This window comes from Cobetia sp. D5 (genome assembly GCF_035666195.1).
Lineage (GTDB): Bacteria > Pseudomonadota > Gammaproteobacteria > Pseudomonadales > Halomonadaceae > Cobetia > Cobetia amphilecti.
This window is the reverse complement of the sequence record NZ_CP142020.1, coordinates 1,130,926-1,154,375: the sequence shown is the minus strand read 5'-3', so window position 1 is coordinate 1,154,375 and position 23,450 is coordinate 1,130,926. Positions and strand designations below refer to the sequence as shown.

General features: G+C 63.8%; 24 protein-coding genes. 4 read left to right on the top strand and 20 right to left on the bottom strand.

The window, feature by feature from the left end:
* Positions 1–33: 33 nt before the first annotated feature.
* From U0O11_RS04915 to U0O11_RS04895, 5 genes are all read right to left on the bottom strand, one after another.
* A complete protein-coding gene (locus U0O11_RS04915) occupies positions 34–972 on the bottom strand; it encodes a glucosaminidase domain-containing protein (RefSeq protein ID WP_225347743.1) in 939 nt (312 codons plus the stop codon).
* Between the two features lie 447 nt (positions 973–1,419).
* Positions 1,420–3,303, bottom strand: coding sequence for a molecular chaperone HtpG (gene htpG, locus U0O11_RS04910; protein ID WP_107335276.1), 1,884 nt, complete (start codon positions 3,301–3,303; stop codon positions 1,420–1,422).
* A 318-nt stretch (positions 3,304–3,621) separates the two neighbouring features.
* A complete protein-coding gene (locus U0O11_RS04905) occupies positions 3,622–4,797 on the bottom strand; it encodes a PaaI family thioesterase (protein WP_225347742.1) in 1,176 nt (391 codons plus the stop codon).
* Positions 4,797–5,183 carry an MAPEG family protein gene (locus U0O11_RS04900; RefSeq protein ID WP_225347741.1) on the bottom strand — a complete coding sequence of 129 codons (387 nt, stop codon included), beginning with the start codon at positions 5,181–5,183 and terminating at the stop codon, positions 4,797–4,799. The genes U0O11_RS04905 and U0O11_RS04900 overlap by 1 nt, the downstream gene beginning before the upstream one ends.
* A gap of 241 nt (positions 5,184–5,424) precedes the next feature.
* Positions 5,425–5,763, bottom strand: coding sequence for a YkvA family protein (locus tag U0O11_RS04895; protein WP_107335278.1), 339 nt, complete (start codon positions 5,761–5,763; stop codon positions 5,425–5,427).
* Positions 5,764–6,037: 274 nt separating this feature from the next.
* Between U0O11_RS04895 and U0O11_RS04890 the strand changes: the two genes are divergently transcribed.
* A complete protein-coding gene (locus tag U0O11_RS04890) occupies positions 6,038–8,020 on the top strand; it encodes a transglycosylase SLT domain-containing protein (RefSeq protein WP_225347740.1) in 1,983 nt (660 codons plus the stop codon).
* Positions 8,021–8,137: 117 nt separating this feature from the next.
* On the opposite strand, the gene U0O11_RS04885 is transcribed toward U0O11_RS04890, so the two are convergent.
* From U0O11_RS04885 to U0O11_RS04850, 8 genes are all read right to left on the bottom strand, one after another.
* The gene (locus U0O11_RS04885; RefSeq protein ID WP_225347739.1) at positions 8,138–9,220 is read right to left on the bottom strand and encodes a hypothetical protein; all 1,083 of its coding nucleotides are present in this window, start codon (positions 9,218–9,220) and stop codon (positions 8,138–8,140) included.
* 113 nt (positions 9,221–9,333) lie between these two features.
* Positions 9,334–9,870 carry a hypothetical protein gene (locus U0O11_RS04880; RefSeq protein ID WP_043335517.1) on the bottom strand — a complete coding sequence of 179 codons (537 nt, stop codon included), beginning with the start codon at positions 9,868–9,870 and terminating at the stop codon, positions 9,334–9,336.
* A gap of 67 nt (positions 9,871–9,937) precedes the next feature.
* Entirely contained in the window at positions 9,938–10,582 is a 645-nt protein-coding gene (locus U0O11_RS04875) for a LysE family translocator (RefSeq protein WP_216061481.1), read from the bottom strand.
* 300 nt (positions 10,583–10,882) lie between these two features.
* Positions 10,883–11,467 (bottom strand): exopolysaccharide biosynthesis protein, encoded by a 585-nt coding sequence (locus U0O11_RS04870; protein ID WP_324691922.1) that lies wholly within the window; start codon positions 11,465–11,467, stop codon positions 10,883–10,885.
* 98 nt (positions 11,468–11,565) lie between these two features.
* On the bottom strand, positions 11,566–12,282 hold the full coding sequence (locus U0O11_RS04865; RefSeq protein WP_052384785.1) for a ZIP family metal transporter: 717 nt from the start codon (positions 12,280–12,282) through the stop codon (positions 11,566–11,568).
* A complete protein-coding gene (locus tag U0O11_RS04860) occupies positions 12,279–12,704 on the bottom strand; it encodes a hypothetical protein (RefSeq protein ID WP_054554953.1) in 426 nt (141 codons plus the stop codon). The genes U0O11_RS04865 and U0O11_RS04860 overlap by 4 nt, the downstream gene beginning before the upstream one ends.
* A 127-nt stretch (positions 12,705–12,831) precedes the next feature.
* Positions 12,832–13,257, bottom strand: a complete 426-nt coding sequence (locus U0O11_RS04855) for an NINE protein (RefSeq protein WP_043335505.1) — start codon at positions 13,255–13,257, stop codon at positions 12,832–12,834.
* A 218-nt stretch (positions 13,258–13,475) separates the two neighbouring features.
* Positions 13,476–14,315, bottom strand: a complete 840-nt coding sequence (locus tag U0O11_RS04850) for an isopenicillin N synthase family dioxygenase (protein WP_043335503.1) — start codon at positions 14,313–14,315, stop codon at positions 13,476–13,478.
* Between the two features lie 247 nt (positions 14,316–14,562).
* On the opposite strand from U0O11_RS04850, the gene U0O11_RS04845 reads away from it, so the two are divergent.
* Complete coding sequence (locus U0O11_RS04845; protein ID WP_043335501.1) at positions 14,563–14,766, top strand: cold-shock protein; 204 nt, start codon at positions 14,563–14,565, stop codon at positions 14,764–14,766.
* A 260-nt stretch (positions 14,767–15,026) separates the two neighbouring features.
* Here U0O11_RS04845 and U0O11_RS04840 read toward each other — a convergent pair whose 3' ends face one another.
* The 6 genes from U0O11_RS04840 to U0O11_RS04815 all read right to left on the bottom strand — a co-directional run bounded on the left by U0O11_RS04840 (position 15,027) and on the right by U0O11_RS04815 (position 20,370).
* Entirely contained in the window at positions 15,027–15,575 is a 549-nt protein-coding gene (locus U0O11_RS04840) for a hypothetical protein (protein WP_052384908.1), read from the bottom strand.
* A 220-nt stretch (positions 15,576–15,795) separates the two neighbouring features.
* Positions 15,796–16,254, bottom strand: coding sequence for a nucleoside deaminase (locus U0O11_RS04835; protein ID WP_373456560.1), 459 nt, complete (start codon positions 16,252–16,254; stop codon positions 15,796–15,798).
* Between the two features lie 73 nt (positions 16,255–16,327).
* Complete coding sequence (locus U0O11_RS04830; protein WP_043337056.1) at positions 16,328–17,353, bottom strand: SPFH domain-containing protein; 1,026 nt, start codon at positions 17,351–17,353, stop codon at positions 16,328–16,330.
* Between the two features lie 140 nt (positions 17,354–17,493).
* Positions 17,494–17,946 carry an NfeD family protein gene (locus U0O11_RS04825; RefSeq protein WP_225347737.1) on the bottom strand — a complete coding sequence of 151 codons (453 nt, stop codon included), beginning with the start codon at positions 17,944–17,946 and terminating at the stop codon, positions 17,494–17,496.
* Between the two features lie 163 nt (positions 17,947–18,109).
* Complete coding sequence (gene yegS, locus U0O11_RS04820; RefSeq protein WP_225347736.1) at positions 18,110–19,018, bottom strand: lipid kinase YegS; 909 nt, start codon at positions 19,016–19,018, stop codon at positions 18,110–18,112.
* A gap of 146 nt (positions 19,019–19,164) precedes the next feature.
* Entirely contained in the window at positions 19,165–20,370 is a 1,206-nt protein-coding gene (locus tag U0O11_RS04815; protein WP_225347735.1) for a multidrug effflux MFS transporter, read from the bottom strand.
* A gap of 130 nt (positions 20,371–20,500) precedes the next feature.
* Between U0O11_RS04815 and U0O11_RS04810 the strand changes: the two genes are divergently transcribed.
* Positions 20,501–21,568: a LysR family transcriptional regulator gene (locus U0O11_RS04810; protein WP_225347734.1), complete on the top strand. Its 1,068-nt coding sequence runs from the start codon at positions 20,501–20,503 to the stop codon at positions 21,566–21,568.
* A 75-nt stretch (positions 21,569–21,643) separates the two neighbouring features.
* Positions 21,644–22,039, top strand: coding sequence for a glutaredoxin family protein (locus tag U0O11_RS04805; protein ID WP_043337063.1), 396 nt, complete (start codon positions 21,644–21,646; stop codon positions 22,037–22,039).
* 134 nt (positions 22,040–22,173) lie between these two features.
* Here U0O11_RS04805 and U0O11_RS04800 read toward each other — a convergent pair whose 3' ends face one another.
* Positions 22,174–23,280, bottom strand: coding sequence for a COX15/CtaA family protein (locus U0O11_RS04800; protein ID WP_225348109.1), 1,107 nt, complete (start codon positions 23,278–23,280; stop codon positions 22,174–22,176).
* Between the last annotated feature and the right edge of the window lie 170 nt (positions 23,281–23,450).

The window sequence follows — 23,450 nt, the reverse complement described above, 5'->3', positions numbered from 1 at the left end:
GCGGGGGGCAAGACCTTCGCTGCGCGATCATGACTAGGACAGGGCGCCATTGGCCGCGAGGCGCTCACGCACGGTACGCATCAGACCACGATTCCAGCGCAACAGATCATAGAGCGTGGTGAAGTAGGCGTTGCCCCGCGTCGAGTAGGCACTCAGCGTCGGGATGAGGTCTTCGGCGCGCACCGGCTGGCCCGCGTTGCGCAGACGCCCGCGCAGCTCACGTAGCTCGGCATAGCTGCGCTGGGAATTGAGGTTGTCGAAATAGGCGGCGATGCCGGCCTCCAGGCTCTCGAAGCGCCGATATTCACGCCCCGGCGGCCCGATACCGCAGCCACGCGAGAAGCAGCGCATGCCGAACAGATTGTTGCCCTCACGGGCATGGCCCGACGTCCCCCAGCCCGACTCCTCGATGGCCTGCACCAGCACCATGTCCAGCGGCAGGGTATCGATGCGCAGCAGCAGGCGCGTCCAGCTGACGCCGATGTCCTCGCGAGTCACATCGCAGGGCAGATTGGCCTGGTCACACAGGCCATTGAGGCGCTCCTGCTCGCGCTCGCTGTAGTCACGCCCTCCGTCACCGGCGCGCTTGCGCATCGCCAGCAACCAGTCGCGCTGCTCGGCGATGCGCTGGTTCTCGGCCACCACCAGCGGAATCATCAGCTCGAAGAATGCGACCTTGCGCTGGTTGCCCGCGGGATAGGGCCGCAGGTCCGGCATCTGATGGGTCTTGTCACGGGCCAGTAGCTCATCATCCAGCCGCGCCGCCTGCGCCATCGAGCCCAGCCCCATCACCAGCAGCAAGGCGGCACTGACCAGACGGACAGAGCCCGGACGAACAGAGCCCAGACGGACAGCGCCCAGACGAACAGGGCTCAGGCGCCACGGGCGCCGCGGCCAGGTCCACGCAGACAGGCATGGCAGGCCACGCACTCCGCCAGTCAGCCAATCCGCAGAGAAAGGTAGGTAAGTCATGTGCTGCGCTCATCGAGAGGGATGCAGTAGCAAGACGCGAGATACCATCAGCGTATCTCATGAGGCTGCATGAAACCCTAAAAACGCGTGGGCGAGAAGATGGCGCGGCCGGCCAAGCGAGGAAAGACACGGCAAGCCCTGTCGTCCGTCACCGACAGACCGCCAGGCGATGCCCGCCTTTTCGCGCCAATGACGCGGCGAGCTCTCTGTGCTCCCTGCGCTTCCTCCCCTCCTCCCTTCCTCCCTTCCTCCCTTCCTCCCTTCCTCCCTTTCTTGCTTCCTTCCTCCCTTCCTGCCTTGCCGCCTGCCTGACCTGCACACCTTGCACCTCGCATTGGACGCTATCGCTGACGACACACTCAACGCAAAACGCCCCCGCAGCACAGGCTGCGAGGGCGTCGTTGCGGACATGCTTGATCAAGCCAGTGGCTCGATCGTTCCGCCGTCTCAGGCGCTGAGCATGCTGTTCAGGCGGCGCACGTAAGCGGCCGGATCTTCCAGCGCACCGCCTTCGGCGATGATGGCCTGATCAAGCAGCACGTGTGCCAGGTCGGTGAAGTAATCGCCTTCACCGCCTTCCAGACGCGTGACCAGGGCGTGCTCCGGGTTCAGCTCGAGAATCGGCTTCACTTCCGGCAGCGGCTGGCCAGCGGCTTCCATCATCTTGCGCATCTGGTAGCCCATCTCGTGCTCCGGCAGCACCACGCAGGCCGGGGAATCGGTCAGACGGTGCGTGATGCGCACTTCCTGAACGTTCTCGGCCAGCGCTTCCTTGACGCGCTTGACCAGATCTTCCTTGGCCTTGGCGGTCTCTTCCTGGGCCTTCTTCTCTTCTTCGTTCTCGACATCGCCGAGGTCGAGATCGCCCTTGGCGACATCCGCGAAGGACTTGCCGTCGAACTCGGTGAGGTGGCTCATCAGCCACTCGTCGATGCGGTCGGTCAGCAGCAGGACTTCGATGCCCTTCTTGCGGAAGATCTCGAGGTGCGGGCTGGACTTGGCGGCATTGAAGCTGTCGGCGACCAGATAGTAGATCTTGCTCTGGCCTTCCTTCATGCGCTCGACGTACTGGGCCAGTGACTGGTCCTGGGTCGCGCTGTCGGTCTCGGTGGTGGAGAAGCGCAGCAGCTCGGCGATCTTCTCGCGGTTGGCGAAGTCTTCCGCCGGGCCTTCCTTGAGCACGGAGCCGAACTGGTTCCAGAAGGTCTGGTACTGCTCGGGGTCCTTGGCCAGCTTCTTGAGCATGTCCAGGCCACGCTTGGTCAGCGCGGACTTGAGCTTGTCGACCTGCGGGTCCTGCTGCAGCAGTTCACGCGAGACGTTCAGCGACAGGTCATTGGTGTCCAGCACGCCCTTGATGAAGCGCAGGTACAGCGGCAGGAACTGCTCGGCGTCGTCCATGATGAAGACGCGCTGCACGTAGAGCTTCAGGCCACGCGCGGCATCGCGCTGGTAGAGGTCGAACGGCGCACGGCCCGGCACGAACAGCAGGCTGGTGTACTCGAGCTTGCCCTCGACCTTGTTGTGGCTCCAGCTGAGCGGGTCGGAGAAGTCATGCGAGACGTGCTTGTAGAAGTTCTTGTACTCCTCGTCGCTGACCTCGGACTTGGAGCGCACCCACAGCGCGGTGGCGGAGTTGGCAGTTTCCCAGTGGACCTGTTCGTTGCCTTCCTCGTCCTTCTCGACGCGCTTCATGCGCACCGGCAGTTCGATATGGTCGGAGTACTTGGTGACCAGGTTGCGCAGACGATGATCGTCAGCGAACTCGATGGCATCGTCCTTGAGGTGCAGCACGATCTCGGTACCGCGCTCGGCGCGCTCGATGTCGGCGACGCTGAACTCGCCTTCGCCACGTGAGGTCCACTCGACGCCCTGGTCAGCGCCCAGGTCGGCGCGACGGGTGCGCACGGTGATCTCGTCGGCGACGATGAAGCCGGAGTAGAAGCCGACCCCGAACTGACCGATCAGACGCGAATCCTTCTGCTGGTCACCCGACAGGTTCTTCATGAACTCGGCGGTACCGGAGCGCGCGATGGTGCCCAGGTTGGCGACCACATCGTCACGGCTCATGCCGATGCCGTTGTCACGCAGGGTGATGGTCTTCGCCTCGGCATCATGCTCGATCTCGATGCGCAGTTCGCTGTCATTGCCGTAGAGGGCATCGTTGTCCAGCGCCTGGTAGCGCAGCTTGTCGCAGGCATCCGCCGCGTTGGAGACCAGCTCGCGCAGGAAGATCTCGCGGTTGGAATACAGCGAGTGGATCATGAGGTGAAGCAGCTGCTTCACTTCTGTCTGGAAGCCATGCGTTTCGGTGTGAGTGGCGGTCGTCATCGAAAAGGACCTCTATGTCGTGGATGCCTGAAAAGAAGATTCGCGGTGGCCAGAGCGCCCCCGCAACAATTTAGCCGGCTCGCCGACGCCTGCCTTTCTTGGGCGGCAGATCGAAGGAAGCACTCGTGGATCAGATATGGGGCAAGGGTGAGGGATTTCAAGGCACTAGCGACAGATGATTGCGCCCGGCCCACCTGGCGCATGGGACAGAAACACCCAAGCGGCTCCCTGGGGTAGCAACGAAGGAAGCCAACGAGGAAGTAGCCATCAGGGAGGCGCTTTCTAGTGTGACGCCTGCAGGGCAGACATCACCTGCCATCACGGGGAGGCGAGTGATTCCAGCACGAAGTGCATGCGCGCGCTGGCGACCGGTTGCTCGCGGGACTTCTGCCAGGCACTGACACGTACATTGGTCATGCGGCGACCTTCACGCATCACTTCACAGTCGATGCGCGTCACCTGATCGCCGCGCGCCGTGGCCAGATAGTCGATGGAGAAATCGATCAGCTTGGGCAGGCGCGCTTCACGCCCGCCGCGCCCATGCCGCCTGAGCACCTCGAGCGTCGCAGCGGTTTCCATTGCCGCGGCCAGCACGCCGCCATGCACCGCCGGCAGCATCGGGTTGCCGACATTGTCGGGCATCGCCGCCATGGAATAGCTCAGCGCCTGCTCAGGATGCAGCTCGATATCACTGGCCGCGCCCGCCTGCTGCCCGTCAATGGCGCACAGCCCAAGCCCGATCGCCTGCGCGTAGGGCAGACTCGCCAGCAGCGCCGCCAGGTCGGCGTGAGTGCGCTGCCCTTCGACGAAACGTCGCGCACTGAGCAGGCCGCGCGGGTCCTGGACATTGTGCGGCGCCTGCGGCTCGGTTTTCTCGCCTGCTGGCTGTGCAGCCTGTGCTGATTGCCCCAGCGGTTCCGACTCGACCGTGGAAGGATTCGTGGAGGCTTGAGCGTTGGCCGCCGCCAGCAGCGCCTCGGCAAAGCCGCTGGGCGTATTGCGCTCGCCGAGCCTGACGAAGTTGCCGATCGCACGACACAGGATCTTGCCCGGCTGCTGCCAGATCTGCGCCTCGGTAAACACCATCGATTCCGTGACCCGCAGCACGCGCGCCTCGCCCACCAACGCCAGGCCCTCGACGCCGGGTCGGTAGTGATCGAGGCGCAGATCCAGCGTCGGGCAGACTTCCGGTGCCGATAACCCCGTGAGCACGGCACTGCCGCACAGCGTATCGGCGAACATGGTCAGCACACCGCCATGCACCAGCCTGCGGTGCGGATCGCCGATCAAGGCCGGTTGCCACGGCAGCTGCATGCGGATGGCCGGCGCGGCGACCTCCTCGACCCTGACGTTCAAGCGCGCCGTGTGCGGAATGAAGCTCAGGAATCCGGTCAGCGCCCGCGCCCAGCTGGCGTCATCCAATACGCCACCCGCAGCCGGCACGTCAGCGGGATTGACGGCCAGCCCCAGCAGGCTCTGCGGCACTGCATGCATCACATCCACAGCGGCATCGCCATCAACGTGAGGGAGACCAGATAGCCGGCGCCCCACAACAGGGAGCGCAACGGGGCGATGTTGGCCAGATAGCAGCCCCAATAGCCCAGTCGTACCAGCACGAAGATCACCGCCAGCATGGTCGCGATGGGGGCACCCGGCGCGGTGATCACGCTGACCAGTACCCCGGCGGCAAACAGCGGAAAGGCTTCGATGGTGTTCTGGTGCGCGGCGAGCGCGCGGGCCCCGAAGCCCGTCAGTTCACGCTGCTGTGCGCGCGGATCGTGGTTGTCGTAGCGACCGGTTCGCTGTTGCGCCCAGGCGACCGGTACCTTGGTCAGCACCAGCATCAGTGCGGCAAACAACAGGCAGGCATAGATCAGCATGCAGAATTTCCTTGAAAGGCGTTGTTCAGGGCGTTGCCACAGCGGCGCGTCTCGTTTGTGAACAAACGGTGCGCCGCCCTGTGATAAACGACAGATCAGACACTGACGGCACGCCAATTCAAACTGGTGTTTGATAGCGTGTCACGAGCATGGCAGGGTGGCGGCGTCCCTGCCATGCGGCCAATGGCCAGTGCCAGGCGTCAGGGCTGGTAGAGGAATGAAGCTTCCACGCTGCACGCCTTCAGGGAGTCGGCGGCTCGGAGGGATCAGGTTCGGGAATCTCGCCACGCCACAGGCGATAGTCGGCCAGCGCATCATCGAGCTTGCCGAGCAACCAGGTCACGATCACCAGATCATCGAGAATCCCCAGCCCCACCAGCAGATCCGGGATCAGATCCAGCGGTGAGACCAGGTAGATGAAGGCACCGGCCGCCAACCCCAGCGCCTTCCACGGTACCGGGCGATAACGTCCGCTCACTACGTCGCGCAGCAAGGGCCCCATGGTGCGCAAGGCGGCGCCTGCCTTGCCCAGCACATGTCGGCGGCCAAACAATCGCGTCAACCATAATGCCTTGCCCATAGTGGACTCCTCACGGGTAGCACAAATTTCATTCACTGAGCTTTTCATCTTCGCGGCAGCACAGCCGCGATATCACTCTCGGATAATTCACTATCAGTATCAGATGGTGCTGTTATTCAGCGCCGACCACTGCCACGATAGCCACTATCGTTACTGAATCGGCAACCCCTGATAGCCAATATCGGGGCACTTGTTCAACATCGGGGCACTGAACCGCCACCACAAGGTCGCAGCCAGCCCACGCCCCCTTTACCGACAGTCGCAGGAGTCCCAGGTGACACCAGGCAAGCAAACTCTCCGACCCCGTGGCAGCCGTCGCTTCGCGGCGCTGCGGCACCTCACCGGCCTAGGCCTGCTGTTGGGACTGAGCCTGCCCCTGCAGGCCGCCACTCCCAGTGACCAGAGCTTCCGCGCCGCCTTCGATGATGCGCGCGCCAAGCGCTTTGACGAGATTCAGCAGGTCGCCGTCAATGGCCACGTGCTGGAGGGCTACATCGAGTATCACCAGCTCAAGGCCCGCCTGCCGTACGCCACCGCCGCGGAAGTGCTGTCCTTCATCGAGCGTCATGCGGACTCGCCGTTGGCCGAGTGGATGCGAGGCCAGGCGATCTCCGCCTACGGGCGTACCGGCCGTCATGATGCCCTGCTGGAAGTCAGCGATGGCGTGCCGGCGGGCGCGCAGCGCCAGTGCTATTACTACACGGCGCAGCTGAGCAATGATATCGCGAGCGCATCGCAAGGCGGCCTGAAGCTCTGGCATGTGTCCGGCTCGCAGGACTCGGCCTGTGACCCGCTGTTCTCGGCGTTGCGCGAGCGTGGCGTGATCGATGATCAAGCCATCTGGGAACGCGCCATGCTCGCCTGGGCTGCCGGCCAGGGTGGCATGGTCAGCTATCTCGAGCGCCAGCTGCCCAGCAACTGGCAGCGGGCCATCGCGGCACGCGAACAGCTTGAAGGCAACTTTGCCGCCATCACGCGCCTGCCGACCAACCTCGGCCGCGGCGGCCATGCCTTCGCCGCCTTGAGCGTCGCCGCCATGCATGGCTTCGTGCGTGCCGACACCGAGGCCGCGCTGGAAGCCTGGCGCAAGGTGAATCCGCACATGCCGATGAGTGATGAGCAGCGCCACACCGTCGAACGCGACCTGGCCTGGTATTCACTGGTGCGCGACATCCCCAACAACCGCGGCTGGGTCGATCAGCGCCTGACCATCCTCGATGACGAGGAGCTGTTCGATCTGCGCATGCGCAACGCGGTACGCGATGGCGACTGGCCGCAGGTGCGTGAATGGGTGTTGAAGATGCCGGACCGCTTCCGCAATGAAGCCCGCTACCAGTATTGGCTGGGGCGTGCCGATGACAGCCTGGGTCGCCCGCAGGAAGCACGCGCCGCCTGGACGCGCGCCGCGACCGAGCGCAACTTCTACGGCTTCCTGGCCGCCGACCGTATCGGGCAGGCGTATTCGCTCAATCGCGATGACCAGGACTTCTCCGACGCGGAACTGGCCGAGGTCGCCGAGACGCCGGCCGTCAAGCGTGTCAGGGCGCTGATGAACATCGACGAGATCGGTCTGGCTCGCTCCGAGTGGTTCAACGCCGTCACCCAGGCGGATGACGCCGATGCTCGCCGTCTGGCAGCCTATGCACTGCAGCAGAAATGGTATGACCTGACCGTCTTCGCCACCATCCGCGGCCAGCTGTGGGATGGCCTTTCCTGGCGCTTCCCGCCGGCCTGGCAGCATGACTTCCAGCGCTTCGGTGCCGATGCCGGCGTCGACCCGTGGATGCTGATGGCACTCGCGCGTCGCGAGAGCGCCTTCAATCCCACCGCCACCTCGCCGGTGGGCGCACGCGGTCTGATGCAGCTGATGCCGGGCACCGCCGCTCAGGTCAGTCGCGGCCTGGGGCTGCCCACGCCCAGCAACGCGGCACTGGGTGATCCGGTCACCAATATCCGTCTTGGCAGCACCTATATCCGCGAGATGCTGGACCGCTACTCAGGCAACCGCCTGGCCGCCGCCGCGGCCTACAACGCCGGGCCGGGACGCGTCGATCGTTGGCTCGCCGATACCCCGGGCGAATACGACCGCTTCGTCGAGCGTATCCCCTTCAAGGAGACCCGCGAATACGTCAAGGCCGTGCTGGCCTACCGCGTGATCTTCGAAAGCCTGGCCAAGGGCACCAGCGAGGGCGTCAAGGTGGTCAGCGACCGCGAAGTCAGCCAGCGCTACACCACCGCGCTGATGGATCGCCGCTGAGCCGAGCAGCAGCATCCAGCAACGAAAACGCCAGCCCCTTGGGGCTGGCGTTTTCGTTTTCATGGCATCAGGGTCCATGGCGACAGAGCTCATTGCGCCCTTCAGCCATTCGTTCAGTCAGTCATCGCGCCGTGGACGAATGGCGGGCGAGGACCCGGACTGGCTCTCGCCCTTGGCTTCGCCCGGTCGCGAGGCAGCCACGCCATTGCCGAACGGCGGCTTCTGCTGAGGGGTATACCGTCCCAGCGCCTCGGCATAGCTCAGGGGTCGCCCTTCATCGCCTCCCTTGCCCTTGCCACGCCAGCCCTGGCGCTTGCCGGGAGCGCCCTGGGGCTGTGGTGTGTCGTCATGGGACTGAGATTCCGCATAGGGCTGGGATGCCGCATGGACCTGTGCAGCATGGCGCTGAGACGCCCCCTCGCCCCCAGCCTCGCTGCCCGGGTATGCCTGCGACACCACCGGCTCCGATGCCGCTCGGCCGGAATAGGCCAGAGGCTGGGAGCGCGTGACGCGCGGTGTACGCATCATTCGCACCATCAGCCAGACCGCCAGTGCCCAGCAGAGCGTGCCCAGCACGCCATAGACGATCATCGCCCAGACATTGCCGGGGCGGTGGCCGGCATTGATGATGATCACACGCGACAGATCGATATCGGGCCAGCGCTCGGCCAGAAGGGAGCGCTCATCGCCCGGCAGGTCCGTCTCGGCGTGCAAAACGGTGCCGAACAGGCCATCGGGGAACTCGATCAGCGGCGGGACGTTTTCCAGGCTCTGCACGGAGTCGGTTCGCACCAGCACGCCCATGCGCTCGATGCGCGGCCATTCTTCCGAGGGGATGCCATCGATGCCCCCGAAGGCGCGTGACAGACCGGCCAGCTCCAGTAGATAGGGGTTCATGTCAGAGATGACTGGATAATAGAGCGTCTCGATGCGGCGCCCCCCGTCTGCATTGGCATCGAGACGGAAGGTCTCGGTGTGCTCGCGATAGACCGCCCAGTGATTGCGCAACGAGACGAACTGATTGACCGGCAGATTGCCCTGCTCCACCGACTCGAGATTCAGCGTTTCGGGGCGCGTGGTCACGCGACCGACCCAGCGCCCCTCATCGACGGCGTACAGCCAGGCCGCTATCCCGGCGACCACCAGCACCACGGCACTCAACCCGCCCAGACGGCGACGAAGGGTATGTGAAAGACTCATCCGATTGCGTTCCCTGCCAATGCCAGCCTTGATGGGCCGGTCTTCATGTCATGAATGCAGCACTGTACCGCTGCTGTCGTTGGCTCGGGCAGGCGTCAGCACCGGCCCGGGCATCATTGTTGTTCGAGCCGTGCTGCCAATCGATTGCTCTTGTCGCAGTAGCGTTGCCGCAGACGCAGGATCTCCAGAGAATTCGAGGACAGGGCATCCAGCACGTAGCGGTTGCAGGCCTGCTCGGCTTCTCGATGCGCCGCTTCCAGCGCCTTGCGCGCCTTGCGCTCTGCCGGCGTCATGCCCGCATAGGGGTCGCGCCGGGGCTTGAAGGTCGCTGCGGCCTTGCAATACATGGTGCGGGTGTCGATATGTGCCGCCCGCCCCCGGCGCTGCAAGGCATGGCAGGTCTCGACGAACAGTCGGCTGGCCATGCGCGAGCACTCGCGCTGCTCGACGGCGGTACCGGTCTTTTCCAGATGTGCACAGACCGATTCATCATCGATGCGCCACAGCTGGTGGCGGAAGTCGATGGTGTAACCGTAGTAAAGCACCCGTACCTGCTGTACGCGGGAATCGTAGACATCACTGATATCCCGAGCCTCCAGGTGCGTGACGACCTTGAGAAAGGCCGCCAGTGTCAATGTCACAGGATCCATGTGTCATCAAGGATACGAACCGTCATCCCATGCGCTCCGTTGCGATGTTGGCAGTGGCCGCTCATCCCTAGCGGCCTAGCGCCAGCCGTGCCCCCAGCAGCACCATGACGGACCCGGTGATGCCTTCCATCCAGCAGGCGACCCGCGGCCTTGCCAGCCAGCGCCCTGCACCACCGACCATCAGCGCCACGCTGATCTGCCAGAGATTGGCGATCACGAAGTGGACACCCGCCAGCCACAATGACTTGAGCACGGCCGGGTCGGTCGGCGCGATGAACTGCGGCAGAAAGGCCATGTAGAACACCACCGTCTTGGGGTTGAGCACATTGGACAGGAAGCCCTCACGCAGCGGCAGCCAGCACGATACCTGCTGACGTGTCACGGTGACGTCGACATTCAGCCCGCGCGCGCGCCGCGCACTCTTGAGACTCTTGATGCCCAGCCAGATCAGATAGCCCGCTCCGACCAGCTTGAGGGCCGAGAACGCCCATGCCGACTGCAACAGGATCAGCGAGATGCCCGCCGACGACACCAGCGCGTGCACGAAGAGACCGGCACAGATCGCGAGACTGGTGAGCACGCCGTCACGCAGGCCACCGCGCGAGGTATTGCGAATCACCAGCAGGGTGTCGACCCCGGGCGTGACTGTCAGCAAGGTGATGGCCACCACGAAGGACCAGAAGGCAGCATCGAACTGGATGAAATCAAACATGACGAACGTCCTTGCGACAGACCCGCTTCAGTAGCCGAATTCGTGCCCCCATGGCACTGAACAGGCGACCAGTCTAGGCGAGCACGGCCAGCCTGCAAAGCCATCCACACCAAGATGACAGCCTGGTTTGCCTCTGAATGGTGCACTTCAGTCTTTTGTCTTACTGCGTTGCTACACAACGGCGCAGGCGCTCTCATGAGCCCGCAGCTGATGGCATGCAGAAGCCATCTCGCGTCATCAAGGATACGAGCCTCGACTCCTAAAATACGCTGCGTCGCTGTTGAGCGACCAACGCAGCCTTCAACCTACCAACCAGAACCCCGTGGCGATATCCAGCAGCAGCACCAGCAAGGCCAGCAGGATGACCAGGCCATCCTCCCCGATCAGCCCCAGCCCCAGCAGCAGCAAGGTCGCTGCCGGCAAGGCCGCGGCGAAGGGCACCAGCTCCAGCGGCACCATGGCCGTGGCCAGCAGGATGGTCAGCGCCGCGATACCGCGACAGGCAATGCCGCGCGTCATGAAGCTCAGGCGTGGCTTGAGCAGACGATCGAGGCGTCGCGTCCAGGGCCTTGCCCGCTCGACGCCATGGGTCAGGCGTTGATGCTCGAAACTGAAGCGCGCCAGCCGGCGTGGCAACCACGGCATCTTGCGCCCCAGCAACAGTTGACCCGCGATCAGCACGATGAACAGCGCACAGGTCGTCGGTACCCCGGGGATCGCCCCGGTCGGCAGCAGTACCAGCAAGGCAGGCAATACCAGCAAGGGGCCGAAGCCCCGGGAGTTGAAATGCTCCAGAATGTCGCCCAGCGAGATATCCCCTTCGATCTCGCGGTCCAGCTCTTCCAGCAACCCCGTGAGGTTGCCTTCATTGGCGTGCTTGCTCATGCGAGCTCCCTATCGGGAAGATGACGGAGGGTGTGAAGGTCTCGAGCCGTGGCGAGTCAGCTGGTGCCGCCCCGCCACGGTGAATCGTCAGCTGATCGTCAGCCGACCAGGCGATCGCCCAGCATGCCGATCATGAACCCCAGCGAGGCGCCCAACGGCGGTGACCAGTGATGCGCCACCCGCGACTGGGGCGCAATGTCCTGGAAGACGAGGTAGAGAATGCCACCGGCGGCGAAGGCCATCAGTCCGCCCAGCACGCCCGGCGCATCCGCAAGCCACAGATGGCCGGCCAATGCCGCGAGCGGGCCCAGCAGTGACAGCAGCACGAAGGCCCCGAGCCCCTGACGCGCCGTCAGCCCGGCCCCTTCCAGCTCACGATAGGCATTGAAGCCTTCCGGCAGGTTCTGCACCGCGATGAACAGTGCCAGCAGCATCGCCGCGGCGGGAGAGGCAGAGGCCAGTGCGCCCAGTGCGATCGCCTCGGGGATGAAGTCCATCAGCATCGCCAGCAACTGGCCCTTGGCGCCGCCACCGCGCGCCAGCCAGCGGTCCAGTTGCATGAAGATCAGCGCGCCCAGCAGGAACAGCCCCAACAGCGCCGCGATGGACAGCGCCTGCATGGCATGCGGTACCAGCACCAGTGAGACGGCGGCCAACAGAATGCCGCCGCCGAGCGCGGTGATCCCCGCCAGCCAGCTGCGCTTGACGTGACTCTCGTGACTGCGCTCCAGCTGGGCGATCACGCCACCCAGCGGCATGCACAACCCGGCAGCCCAGGCGAGCGCCACCATGGTCCACGGAATCGATGCCATCATGCTGTCGTCGGGGCTGCAGGACTCGGTCGCGCACCCAGCACACGCATCAACAGACTGGTACCGACGCCCCAGGCGCCATTCAGGATCAGGCCACCGACCACCATCAGTGGCGCGACCTCGATTCCCTTGAGCGGGAAGACGACCAGCATGGCCACGGCCGTCGGGCCGACTGCACCGAAGACGAGACTGATCAGCCAATGGCTGACGCCCGTCCTGCGACGCACCAATGCCCACAGCGGCAGCCCCCACAGCCCGCCCCAGAAGGCCAGCGAGAGCACTGACGGAACGCCCAGCGGCCCGGTAGGCGTCATGTTGTAGGGCGCCTTGGGCAGAATGTCGGCCAGATAGAAGAGCCCGAAGAGGCCCTGATGGAAGATCAGAGTCGCCAGAAAGGCGGCGATGAAGGCTTTCAACCAGATCATGTTCACTTCCTTGTCGTCATGTTGATGAAAACATCCGAGCCCCAGCACATTAGAACATGCGAAAACTCGACACTGCCTTTCCTGCTACGTCACTTCCGTCCCGCTGGATGCAACGCAGGCGTGATCTCTAGCGCTGGGTGGCCGGTGCCTGCTCGGCATGGCGCAGCGATATCTGGTCGTTGAGTGTCCAGAAGTCATACAGCACGCCGATGAAGAACAGCCCACCGGTGCACAGGTAGAGCAAGCCGGTCAGCCACTTGCCCATGTACATGCGGTGGATGCCGAACACGCCCAGGAAGGTGAGCAGAATCCAGCTCAGCGAGTAATTGATCGGGCCTTCGCGAAAACGGAAGTCCGCCTCGCGGTCCATCGCCGGAATCAGGAACAGGTCGATCAACCAGCCGATGCCCAGCAACCCGAAGGTGAACAGCCAGATGGTGCCGGTGACCGGCTTGCCATAGTAGAAACGGTGCGCGCCGAGGAAACCGAAGATCCACAGCAGATAGCCCATGGTCTTGGAATGCGTGTCCTGTACAACAGGCGATGTGGTCATCAGTGAAGCCTTAGCCGCGATGCGGCAGATCATGATTGCGAATACTGTCAATGCGGTCTTGGCGCCGATGAATCAAGCCTTCTGCCGCCAGAGGCCACGCCCGGAAACGACAACGCCACCCGCGCACTGGCGCGGATGGCGTCGGATCAGCAGGTGTCTCTTCATCGCTCCCGGGAGCGAAAGCCAGGCCGGAAACGAAAGCCAGGCCGCAGCCGGCGCTAGATGACGCCCAGCTCGCGCAGACGTTCCTTGAGGTAGGAGTCCGCCGTGTGCTTGTCAGACAGTACCACTTCGGGACGCGGATGCAGGAACAGCGGCAACGACAGGCGTGACTGGCTGGAGCCCTCGCCGGTCGGGTTGATCACGCGGTGCGTGGTCGACGGGAAGTAGCCACCGCTGGTCTCCTGAAGCATGTCGCCGACATTGATGACCAGCTGACCCGGATCACAGGGCACGTCCATCCATTCGCCATTGACGTCCATCACCTGCAGGCCCGGCTCGTTGGCTGCCGGCAGCACGGTCAGCAGGTTGATGTCTTCATGCGCCGCGGCACGGACGGCGCCCGGCTCTTCACTACCGGTCATCGGCGGGTAGTGAAGCACGCGCAGCAGCGTCTGACCGCTGTCCTTGATCATGTTGGAGAGCGGTTCACGGTAGAGCTCGGCCACTTCGGCAGGTGAATGGGCCTCGACCCAGCTCAGAAGCTCTGCCGCGAAGGCTTCGGCCTGGCGGTAATACTCCATGGCATTCTCGCGCAGGCTGTCCGGAATCTTGCCCCACGGGTAGATATGGTAATACTCCTTGAGATCACGCGCCGTATGGCCCTTGGCGGTCTCGGAGACATCTGCCGGGAACAGTCCATCCTGGGTCTTGGGGTCGAAACGCCAGTCAAGCTTGTCGGCGCTGGAGAAGAATTCGGCCCATTCGGCGTAGATCTTCTCGACCAATTCATGAGAGATCGGGTGATTGCGGATGACACCGAAGCCCGTCGTGCGCAGGGATTCGACAAATTTTTCGGCTGCATCGGCCGAGCGGTAATCTACGTTCTGGACCTTCATGGCATTTCCATCTATGTTGGCTCTGTGTGAGCATCCTACTTGAGCCGGAAGGAGTCGCCAATACGACAACTTTCTGTTCGAATGGAAGCGAGCACGTGCAGCCTAGGCTGCATGCGTAGGTCAAGCAGGAAAGGATGTCGTCGCTGGACGCAACGCGTCTCTCTGGTGGAATTCCCCCTAGCCGCACCAACGCACTCTGGTCTGATGGGCAGACCACCAACATCATCTCGTAAGCAAGGAAAGAATCATGGCAACTGGCACAGTCAAGTGGTTTAACGACACCAAAGGTTTCGGCTTCATTTCTCCGGACGACGGCGGCGACGACCTGTTCGCGCACTTCTCTGAAATTCAGGCAGAAGGCTTCAAGTCCCTGCAAGACGGTCAGAAGGTTTCCTTCGACGTCACCCAGGGCAAGAAAGGCCTTCAGGCCGCAAACATCAAGCCGGTCTGATCTTCTCGATCAGCCTGGTCAGGCCGCCCTCACCGGCGCCCTGATGATGGCAGCAAGACAGTCATGGAAAAGCCCGTCTTCCGGCGGGCTTTTTTGTGGCCAGACCTTGGCCTGACTCACGCTTCACGAAGAGTCGCCAGCAACAAGAACGCCACGACCCAGGGGGGTCACGGCGTTCTTGTATCGGCGGCCGTGTCACTCGCACTCAGCCAGTGACACGGCTTGCGACAGGCATCACACCAGCATTCGCTGGCCAGTGATTACTGCTGCGCTTCGTCGATGGACTCGTTGGCATCCTGCTGCGCAGCGTTGATCTTCTCGTTCGCTTCGGCAGCAGCGTTGTCGCCAGACTGCTCAGCGGAGTCGGTCAGCTCGGCAGCCTGCTCCTTGGTGGAGTCATAGGCGTTCTTGGCAGCATCGGCAGTGGCGTCAGCAGCGTCGTTGACACCTTCCTTGGCAGACTCATAGGTCTCGGAAGCAGCGTTCTTGGTCGCGTCGAGGGCGCTTTCGCTCTCGGCAGCAGCTTCATCACCCATGGCATCGGCGGATTCGGCAGCGTCGTCAGCCATGTTGTCGGCCTTGTCAGCAGCGTCGTCCATCTCTGCGGCCGCTTCGTCAGCTGCCTGGTCCATCTTCTCGGCAGCGGCGTCAGTCGCTTGATCGGCGCTCTGTTCAGCCTGCTCGGCGCTCTGCTCGGCAGAGGTCTCGGCGTTCTGGGCAGCTTTGTCAGTATCGCCGTTATCGCAACCAGCGATGGCCAGAGACAGGCCAGCGGCCAGTGCGGGAATCATCCATTGCTTGAGTTTCATCGTCTTCTCCATGATAGGTGGGGAGTTGCCAGCCCCTGTTTCCTGCAAGTGGCATTGCAACAAAGGTCGTGTAGTCATGCAAGCGAAAGCGTGGCTTGGCGCCTGATACCCAAGACATGGTGCCAGACCGACAGCTTTTCAAGCATTCCGCCCTTTTCACAGCAGAATAGTGTTAACGAACACCATTTTCCATCAGCTACCACCAACAACCGCGCCGCGATCACTCACCGATATCTTCGTTCCAGACGTCCGGCTGCTCGCGAATGAAGGTCGCCATCAGCTCGCGGCAGCGCGCGTTGTCGACCACATCGACCTTGACGCCCAGGCCACGCAGGTGGTCTTCCGCGCCCATGAAGGTGTGGTTCTCACCGACCACGACATGCGGGATACCGTAGAGCTGGATGGCACCGCTGCACATCGGGCACGGTGACAGCGTGGTGTAGAGCACGGATTCACGATAGACGCTGGCCGGCAGGCGACCGGCGTTTTCCAGTGCATCCATTTCACCATGCAACACCGTGCTGCCCTTCTGCTGGCGCTGATTGTGGCCACGACCGATGATCTTGCCATCATGGACGAGTACCGAGCCGATCGGCACGCCGCCAGCCGCATAGCCCTTTTCCGCCTCTTCAATGGCGGCCTGCAGGAAGCGCTCATGATCGGTAGTCATTGCTGTCATCGTCTTGCTCCAGATGCGGTGAATATTCAGTGGAGCGGCAGCCTACTGCCACTCACTGCTCGGCACAATACACTCAGCCCAGGCCCGCTTCGCCTGTCATCATCTGACGGGCGCGTCTCAGCCCTTCATTGCTGGCATTGGTGGGCTCGCCGACTTCAGTGGCAAGCTCGCGGAAACTGCCCATGGCACCCAGCAAGGCAGAGGCCTCGTAGGGAATGAAGACGCGATCACCTTCGCGCGCCATGTCCGGCAGCACCTGCAGATATTTCTGGCCCAGCATGTAGCCGACCACCAGCTGCGGGTCTTCCGCACCGATGGCATCGCGCAGCTGATAGATGGCCTGACGCTCACCTTCGGCGCGCAGAATCGCGGCCTGCTTGTCACCCTCGGCACGCAGTACCGAAGATTGCTTCTCGCCCTCGGCGGTCGCGATGGCAGCTTCGCGCTGGCCATTGGCCTCGGTCACCGTGGCGCGACGCTTGCGCTCGGCAGCCATCTGCAGCCGCATGGCGTCCTCGACTTCCTCAGGCATGCTGATGTCCTGGATCTCGACGCGCGTCACCTTGACGCCCCACTTGTCACCGACCTCATCCATGGTGATCTGCAAGGCGTCGTTGACCTCCTTGCGGCTCTCGAAGAGCTTGTCGAGCTCCATGCGACCGATCTCGGAGCGCAGGCTGGTCTTGGCCAGAACCTCGACGGCCTGGGTGAAGTTCTCGACTTCATAGACGGCGCGCTTGGGATCGACGATCTGGAAGTAGAGCGCGCCATTGACGGTCACGGTGACGTTGTCCGTCGTCACCACGCTCTGGCCGGGGAAGTCCATCACCGTCTCGCGGCGATCGATGCGCGTCTCCTCCACCACCAAGGGCAGATTGTCGCCCTTGACCTCACGATAGCGACGAATGGTGATCGAGCGCGGCTTGTCGATGAACGGAATCACCAGATTCACGCCGGATTCCAGTGTGCGGCTGTAGCTGCCGAGGCGTTCGATGACGACGGCTTCTGACTGCTGGACGATCATCAATCCCTTGGCCAGCAGGATTACCACCAGCGCCAGTATGAAAAGAATGATGATGAGTCCCGGACTGATAATCATATTGCTCAACTCCCTTGAACTGGGCCGTATCCGCAAGCCCTTGTGAGATATCCGATCACGCTTGACCCGCTGCCACCACGACCGCGCCGTCGAGCCGCGATCTCATGGCGTCTTTGTGTCACTTCCTTTCGAGACAGTCGCTACTCCACAGACTCCTTCGAGACAGGCTCGACACAGACGGTGATGCCTTCGACGCTGACGATCCTGACCGTGTCCCCCGCTGCCGGCGGCGTCTCCCCCTCCCAGCGTAGCGGATACTCATTGCCTGACACGCGTACGGCAGGTTTTCCGCCGTTGCCGATGATCACCTTGGCCAGCTGCCCGGTCTCCGCGCCGCTGCCCAGGGTGCCGTAGGGCGTCTTGGGCAACAGATAGGGATGGATCTTGCGCACGAACAGCGGCACCAGCACCAGGGCCGTGATCGCGACGCTGATCAACTGGATGTTTAGCCCCGCCCCCAGCCCCGCCGCCAGAGCGCCCCCGAGGGCACTGACACCCAGTGCCAGCAACACGAACTGCGCGCCCAGCAGCTCAAGCCCCGCCAGAATCAACGCGAGGATGACCCAGATATGCCACGCCGCCAAACCGACCATGCAATCACTCCCTGAAGTCCTGACTCCCGCCCTGCGCGGCCGAGAGATTGGAAGAATACGCTGCCACCAACGCAACGAGCGCAGCCTGAGTAAACCCCAGACTGCGCTCGTGTACCAGCCAGCCCACATGGCTCAGCCAGCGCTCAATGGCCCATCTGCGGGCTCATGAGTGTGTCAGCAGGGCGGCGTCCTGCGGGGCGACCAGACGCAGAGCGCCGGGAATCAGCTGGAATTCGCTGTTCTCGATCAGGTAGCTCTCGCCATCGAGATTCACCGGCAGCGACTCACCACGATAGTGCAGCGCGTCAGTGCGCACATAACGCACGAAATGGCCGTTGTCGGGGAGCGACTCCAGCTCCTCGATCACCTCACCCACCCGCGCGATGGGGAAGTCGCGGATCACCAGCACATCGAAGCAGCCATCATCGAGCAGCGCCCGAGGCGCCAGCTCCTGACCGCCGCCCGCCTGACGACCATTGCCGATCGCCAGTACGAACAACGCCAGCTCCTCCTCCACCCCATTGAGGGTCACGCTGCCACGATAGGGACGGAAGTCCCACGCCTTGAGCACACCCATCAACGAATAGGCCCCGCCACCGAACAGCTTCTTGAGGCCACCGGGCGTCGAGCGCGTCACCTCGGCGCCGAAACCTGCCGAGGCCATGTTGAGGAAGTAGGCATCATCCAGCCGCACCACATCGACGGCTCGCGCCGCGCCTTCACAGGCCAGCGCCAGCGATTCCGTCACCGGCTCGGGGATGCCGAGCGAGGTCGCCAGGTCATTGGCGGTGCCCAACGGCAGGATCGCGACTTCCGGACGCTTCGCGAGTGGATGCTGCATCAATGCATTGGCTATCAGATTGAGGGTGCCGTCACCGCCGCCAACGACCAGCCGCGTGACGCCTTCATCGACCGCCTCGCGCACCAGCCTCGCGACATCATCTCCCTCGAAGGTCAACCGCACTTCAAGCCCTGCCATACGCTCACGCTGAGCGAAGATGGCCTCACGCAGCTCCGGCTGCTGAGCCTTGTCTCCGTTGAGTATCACGCGCACACGCGCCGCTGATTCCATGGTGCCTCCTTGGCGACATGCGGATCGAGCGACAAGCATACTCTGGTCGGGGGCCTTCAATGAACCATCTCTGCCCTGCGGCCCGCCTCTGGCGCCAGCCAGCGAATCCTCCATGCCCGTCCAGTCCCATCGGGCAGTCTTACCGACTAGACGCCCGGCTGACGTCGCGCACCCAGCAGCAGCAACGGCAGCACCATCACCACGCTGATGAGCAACAGTCCCTGCTGAGGGGCGAGCGGCGTATTGAGCAGCGCCGTTGCCACCACTGCCGAGCCGCCGAGCTGGATGCTGCCGAGTAGCGCCGCAGCGGTGCCGGCACGCTCAGCGAAGGCCTCCAGCGCCAGGCTTGATGCCGCGCCGAGTGCCAGCGAGAAGCCGACCGACAGCACTGCCACCGGCACCATGAAGGCAGCGGCTGACAGTGGCAGCCAGGCGAAGGCCGCGCCCTGCATCAGGCCGGAGAGCAGGATGATCGCCAGCCCCAGACGCACGGTGGGCTGACGGCCGAGGCGCGTGATCACGCGCGGTGCGAAGAAGAAGGTGATGATATTGATCACGGCATTGCCGCCGAACAGGGCACTGAAGACCAGCTCGGAGTGACCGAGGCGCTCGACCAGCAGCTCGGAGGACGACGACACATACAGCAGGATGGCGCTCATCGCGGCCATCGCGACCAGCGCCTGATACAGGAAGCGCCAGCTGGTCAACACGGGGCGGTAGCGCGCCCAGTTGTACAGCGGACGCTCCACGACCGTCGTGGCAGGACGCGTCTCGCCAAAGCTCTTCCACGCCATCAGGCCGACGCACAGCGCGAAGGCGGCCATGAACAGGAAGTTGGAGCGCCAGCCGAACTGCACCGCCAGCAGACCGCCCAGCACCGGCGCCAGCGCCGGAATGATGCACAGCGCACCATTCAGATAGCTGTACATCCTGGCGCCCTGCTCCGGCGTGTAGCAGTCACGCACGGCCGCGAAGGCCACCGTCACCGTGGCGCATGCCCCCAGCCCCTGCAGGATACGCCCGAGATACAGCATGCTGATGTCCTGTGCCAGCACGGCGACCATCGCGCCGACGAGGTAGACCGTCGCGCCGCCCAACAGCGCCGGACGTCGTCCGTAGAGGTCCGTCAACGGGCCGACCAGAATCTGCCCGACACCCACAGCGCCCAGAAACAGCGTCACCGTCATCTGCATCACATCGGTGGGCTGGGCAAATTCGCGCGCCATCGCCGGCAGTGAGGGCAGATAGATATCGATCGCCAGCGGCGAGAACATCACGCAGCCGACCAGCAGCAACAGCAATAGTCGTGCGTTGGGCATGGGCCTTGCGGCAGCAGAGGAAGACACGGACATGGATAATCTCGAGAGTCAGAAGCCAAGGGCGGCCCGACAGAGGGCCATCAAGAATCCGCAGAGCCTAGCGCCTGCGACTTATGAAGCAAAATGATATTATTTCAGGCCTGATATTCCACTGGAGAAACTCATGAGCGCGACTGCTCCGCAGACACCCGCAAGGCCGGTTGGTGCCCAGTCTCCAGCCGCGTCTTCACTGCCTGCGTCTTCGGGCTCAGCGCCAGCGGCCACGCCCTTCAACACGCGCATCGACCTCAATCTGCTGCAGGTGCTGCAGGTGCTGCTGGAAGAGTGCAGCGTGACGCGCGCGGCGGGCCGTCTTCACCTCTCGCAGTCTGCCGTCAGCAAGAGTCTGGCACGCCTGCGCGTGATGTTTGATGACGCCCTTTTCATTCGCGAACGCCATGGTCTGCGCCCCACGGCGCGTGCACTGTCATTGCGTGGTGAACTGGCCGAGCTGCTCTCGCGTCTCGAGAATCTGAGCGCCCCTGCCACCTTCACCCCCGCTACCAGCCAGCGGCGCTTTCAGCTGGCAGTGCTGGAAAGCGCCTGGGCGACCCTGATGCCGTCCTGCACGCGCACACTGACCGATGCGCTGCCGCATGGCAGCCTCGAGATCAGCCGCTGGCAGGCCGATTGTCTGAGCCTGATGGAAAAGGGCCAGCTGGATATCGGGCTTGCCGGACACGATCACAGCGCCGAGACCCCGGGCGAGCCGCCTGCCCTCCCCGCTGGCTTCCAGTCGCGCCTGCTGTGGCGCGACGACCATGTGATTCTGGTGCGGCATGATCATCCGCTCACGCGGCGCCAGACACCGATGACGCTGAGTGAATTCGCGGCCTTGAGTCATGTCCAGGCCACCTGCGAAGGACGCTCACGCTGGTCGCTGGATGAGCGGTTGGAGCAGCACGGCGCACCACGCCGCATCAGCGTGCTGGTGCCGGATTTCCGCGATGCCCTGAGCATCGTCGCGCACAGCGAGCTGGTGTTCTGCGCCCCCAGAAGCTTTGCCCAGGCCAGCAGCGAGCTGCATGGACTGGCGATCCTTGAGCTACCGATGCGCCTGCCCGCGCTCAGCTACCGCTTGATCTGGCATGCCAGCCACGAGCAGGACCCCGGGCACCGCTGGTTGCGACAGTCCCTGCTGACGCATATTCGCAACGCGCATGGGGAAGACGCCGAGGCCGCTGAGCTCTAGAATGGCCCCATTGTAAATTCGCCACCCGCCCTGCGGCACTGGCGCCGATACCCGCACGTCCCATGAGGTTCTGCCATGCGCTCCATCATCCGCCTGTTCTTCCGCACCCTGCGTCTGGTGCTGGCTCCCTTCATGCTGCTCAGCGAGAAGCTGACCCGTGGCAGCGCGCTCGAGCGCAGCCCCGCCCAGCAGGCCGAGGTGGACGCCGAGACGGCCAAACTGGCGCTGTATCAGTTCTCGACCTGCCCGTTCTGCATCAAGGTGCGCAAGCGCATGCATCAGCTGAACCTGAACGTCGAGCAGCGCGACACCCAGCACAACGCCACTCACCGCCAGGCCCTCGAACAGGGTGGCGGTCGCGTCAAGGTGCCGTGCCTGCTGATCACCCATGACGATGGGCGCGAAGAGTGGATGTACGAATCCGACACCATCAATGCCTACCTGCAGGAGCGCTTCGGCAGCGCCGCCTGACAGGATACCGGCTGATACGACGCAGACCGCAAGAGGCCGCTCATGAGAGCGGCCTCTTGCGGTCTGGTGAGCGCGATCACGCGCGCTTGGGTGTCTCTCTTCTGCTTACCGTCTTGCCCACCTTCTGCCTCTCATCAGGCCAGCGCCTGCGAGACGGATGCCCGCTTGAGGCGAGCCGCCTGGCGCATCCGATCCATCGCCCACACCATCGCCAGCGTCAGCGCGACGGCCCCCAGGGTATGCGCCAGCGCCAGATCCAGCGGCAACCACCACAGCACATTGGCGATTCCCAAGCCTGCCTGCACCAGCCAACACCCCAGCGCCCAGCGCCAGGGGTTGTCAGGCGCCGCCTTCCGCGCCGGCAAGTGGCGGCGCTGGCGCCAATACAGCGCCAACAGCACCGCCCCCAGCAGCACGGCCCCGCCACGGTGCGCCATGTGGATGGCCGTGCGCGCCTCACCATGCAGCTGCCCGTGCAGATAACTGGGGCCGACATCCTGGGTCAGGTGGAAGCCCTCTCCCCAGTCCATCGCCGGCCATGCGGCACCATTGCAGGTCGGGAAACCTTCACAGGCAAGCCCGGCATAATTGCTCGAGGTCCAGCCCCCCAGGGCCAGCTGCCCCAGCAGCAGAGCCGCGGCCAGAGTGGCCAGCCAGGGCTGACGCCGGATGTGCGCTGCATCAGCGCCCGCCGTGTGTTGCTCAGCTGTCACCTTGAGGTGCGCCGCCCGCCGTCTGAGTGATAGCCACAGCAACAGCAGCAGGCTCAATACGCTCAGACCGCCCAGCAGATGCAGCGTCACCACCTGCGGCCACAGCTTCAGCGTCACGGTAAAGGCCCCGAACGCGCCCTGGACCAACAGCATGCCCAACAACAGCCAGCAGCCGGCCAGGGGAAAACGCGTGCGCGCCTCCGCGCCCCAGTGATCAGTCACCTTTGCCTCGCCGCTGCCACCCTCAAAGGCCTGCGACTGATGAGCCTCCCGACGGCGTATCCGCCAGCCCAGTGCGAGCAATACGATTGCCGCAAGCCCGAGCAGACTCGCCGCATAGCGATGGATCATCTCCGCCCACGCCTTGTAGCCTTCAAGCGGATGATGCGGGCTATGCAGACTCGCCGTCTGGGCATCCGGCACGACCAGAGCGCCATAACAGCCCGGCCAGTCGGGGCACCCCAGACCGGCGTCCACCAGCCGCGTCCAGGCTCCCAGCCCGATCACCAGAATGACCAATCCCAGCATGCTGGCGACCAGTTGCTGGCTGCTGCGCCACAGGCGTGCCGTCACCCGCCGGCTCGCCTCCTGCCGGGCGGCAGGGCCATGCACCAGATCAGACGTCAGCTCAGGCGTCGCCATCGAGAAGGCCTGCGCGGCGGCAGCTTCATCAGTGGTGGCGTGACGCAGAAATGGCG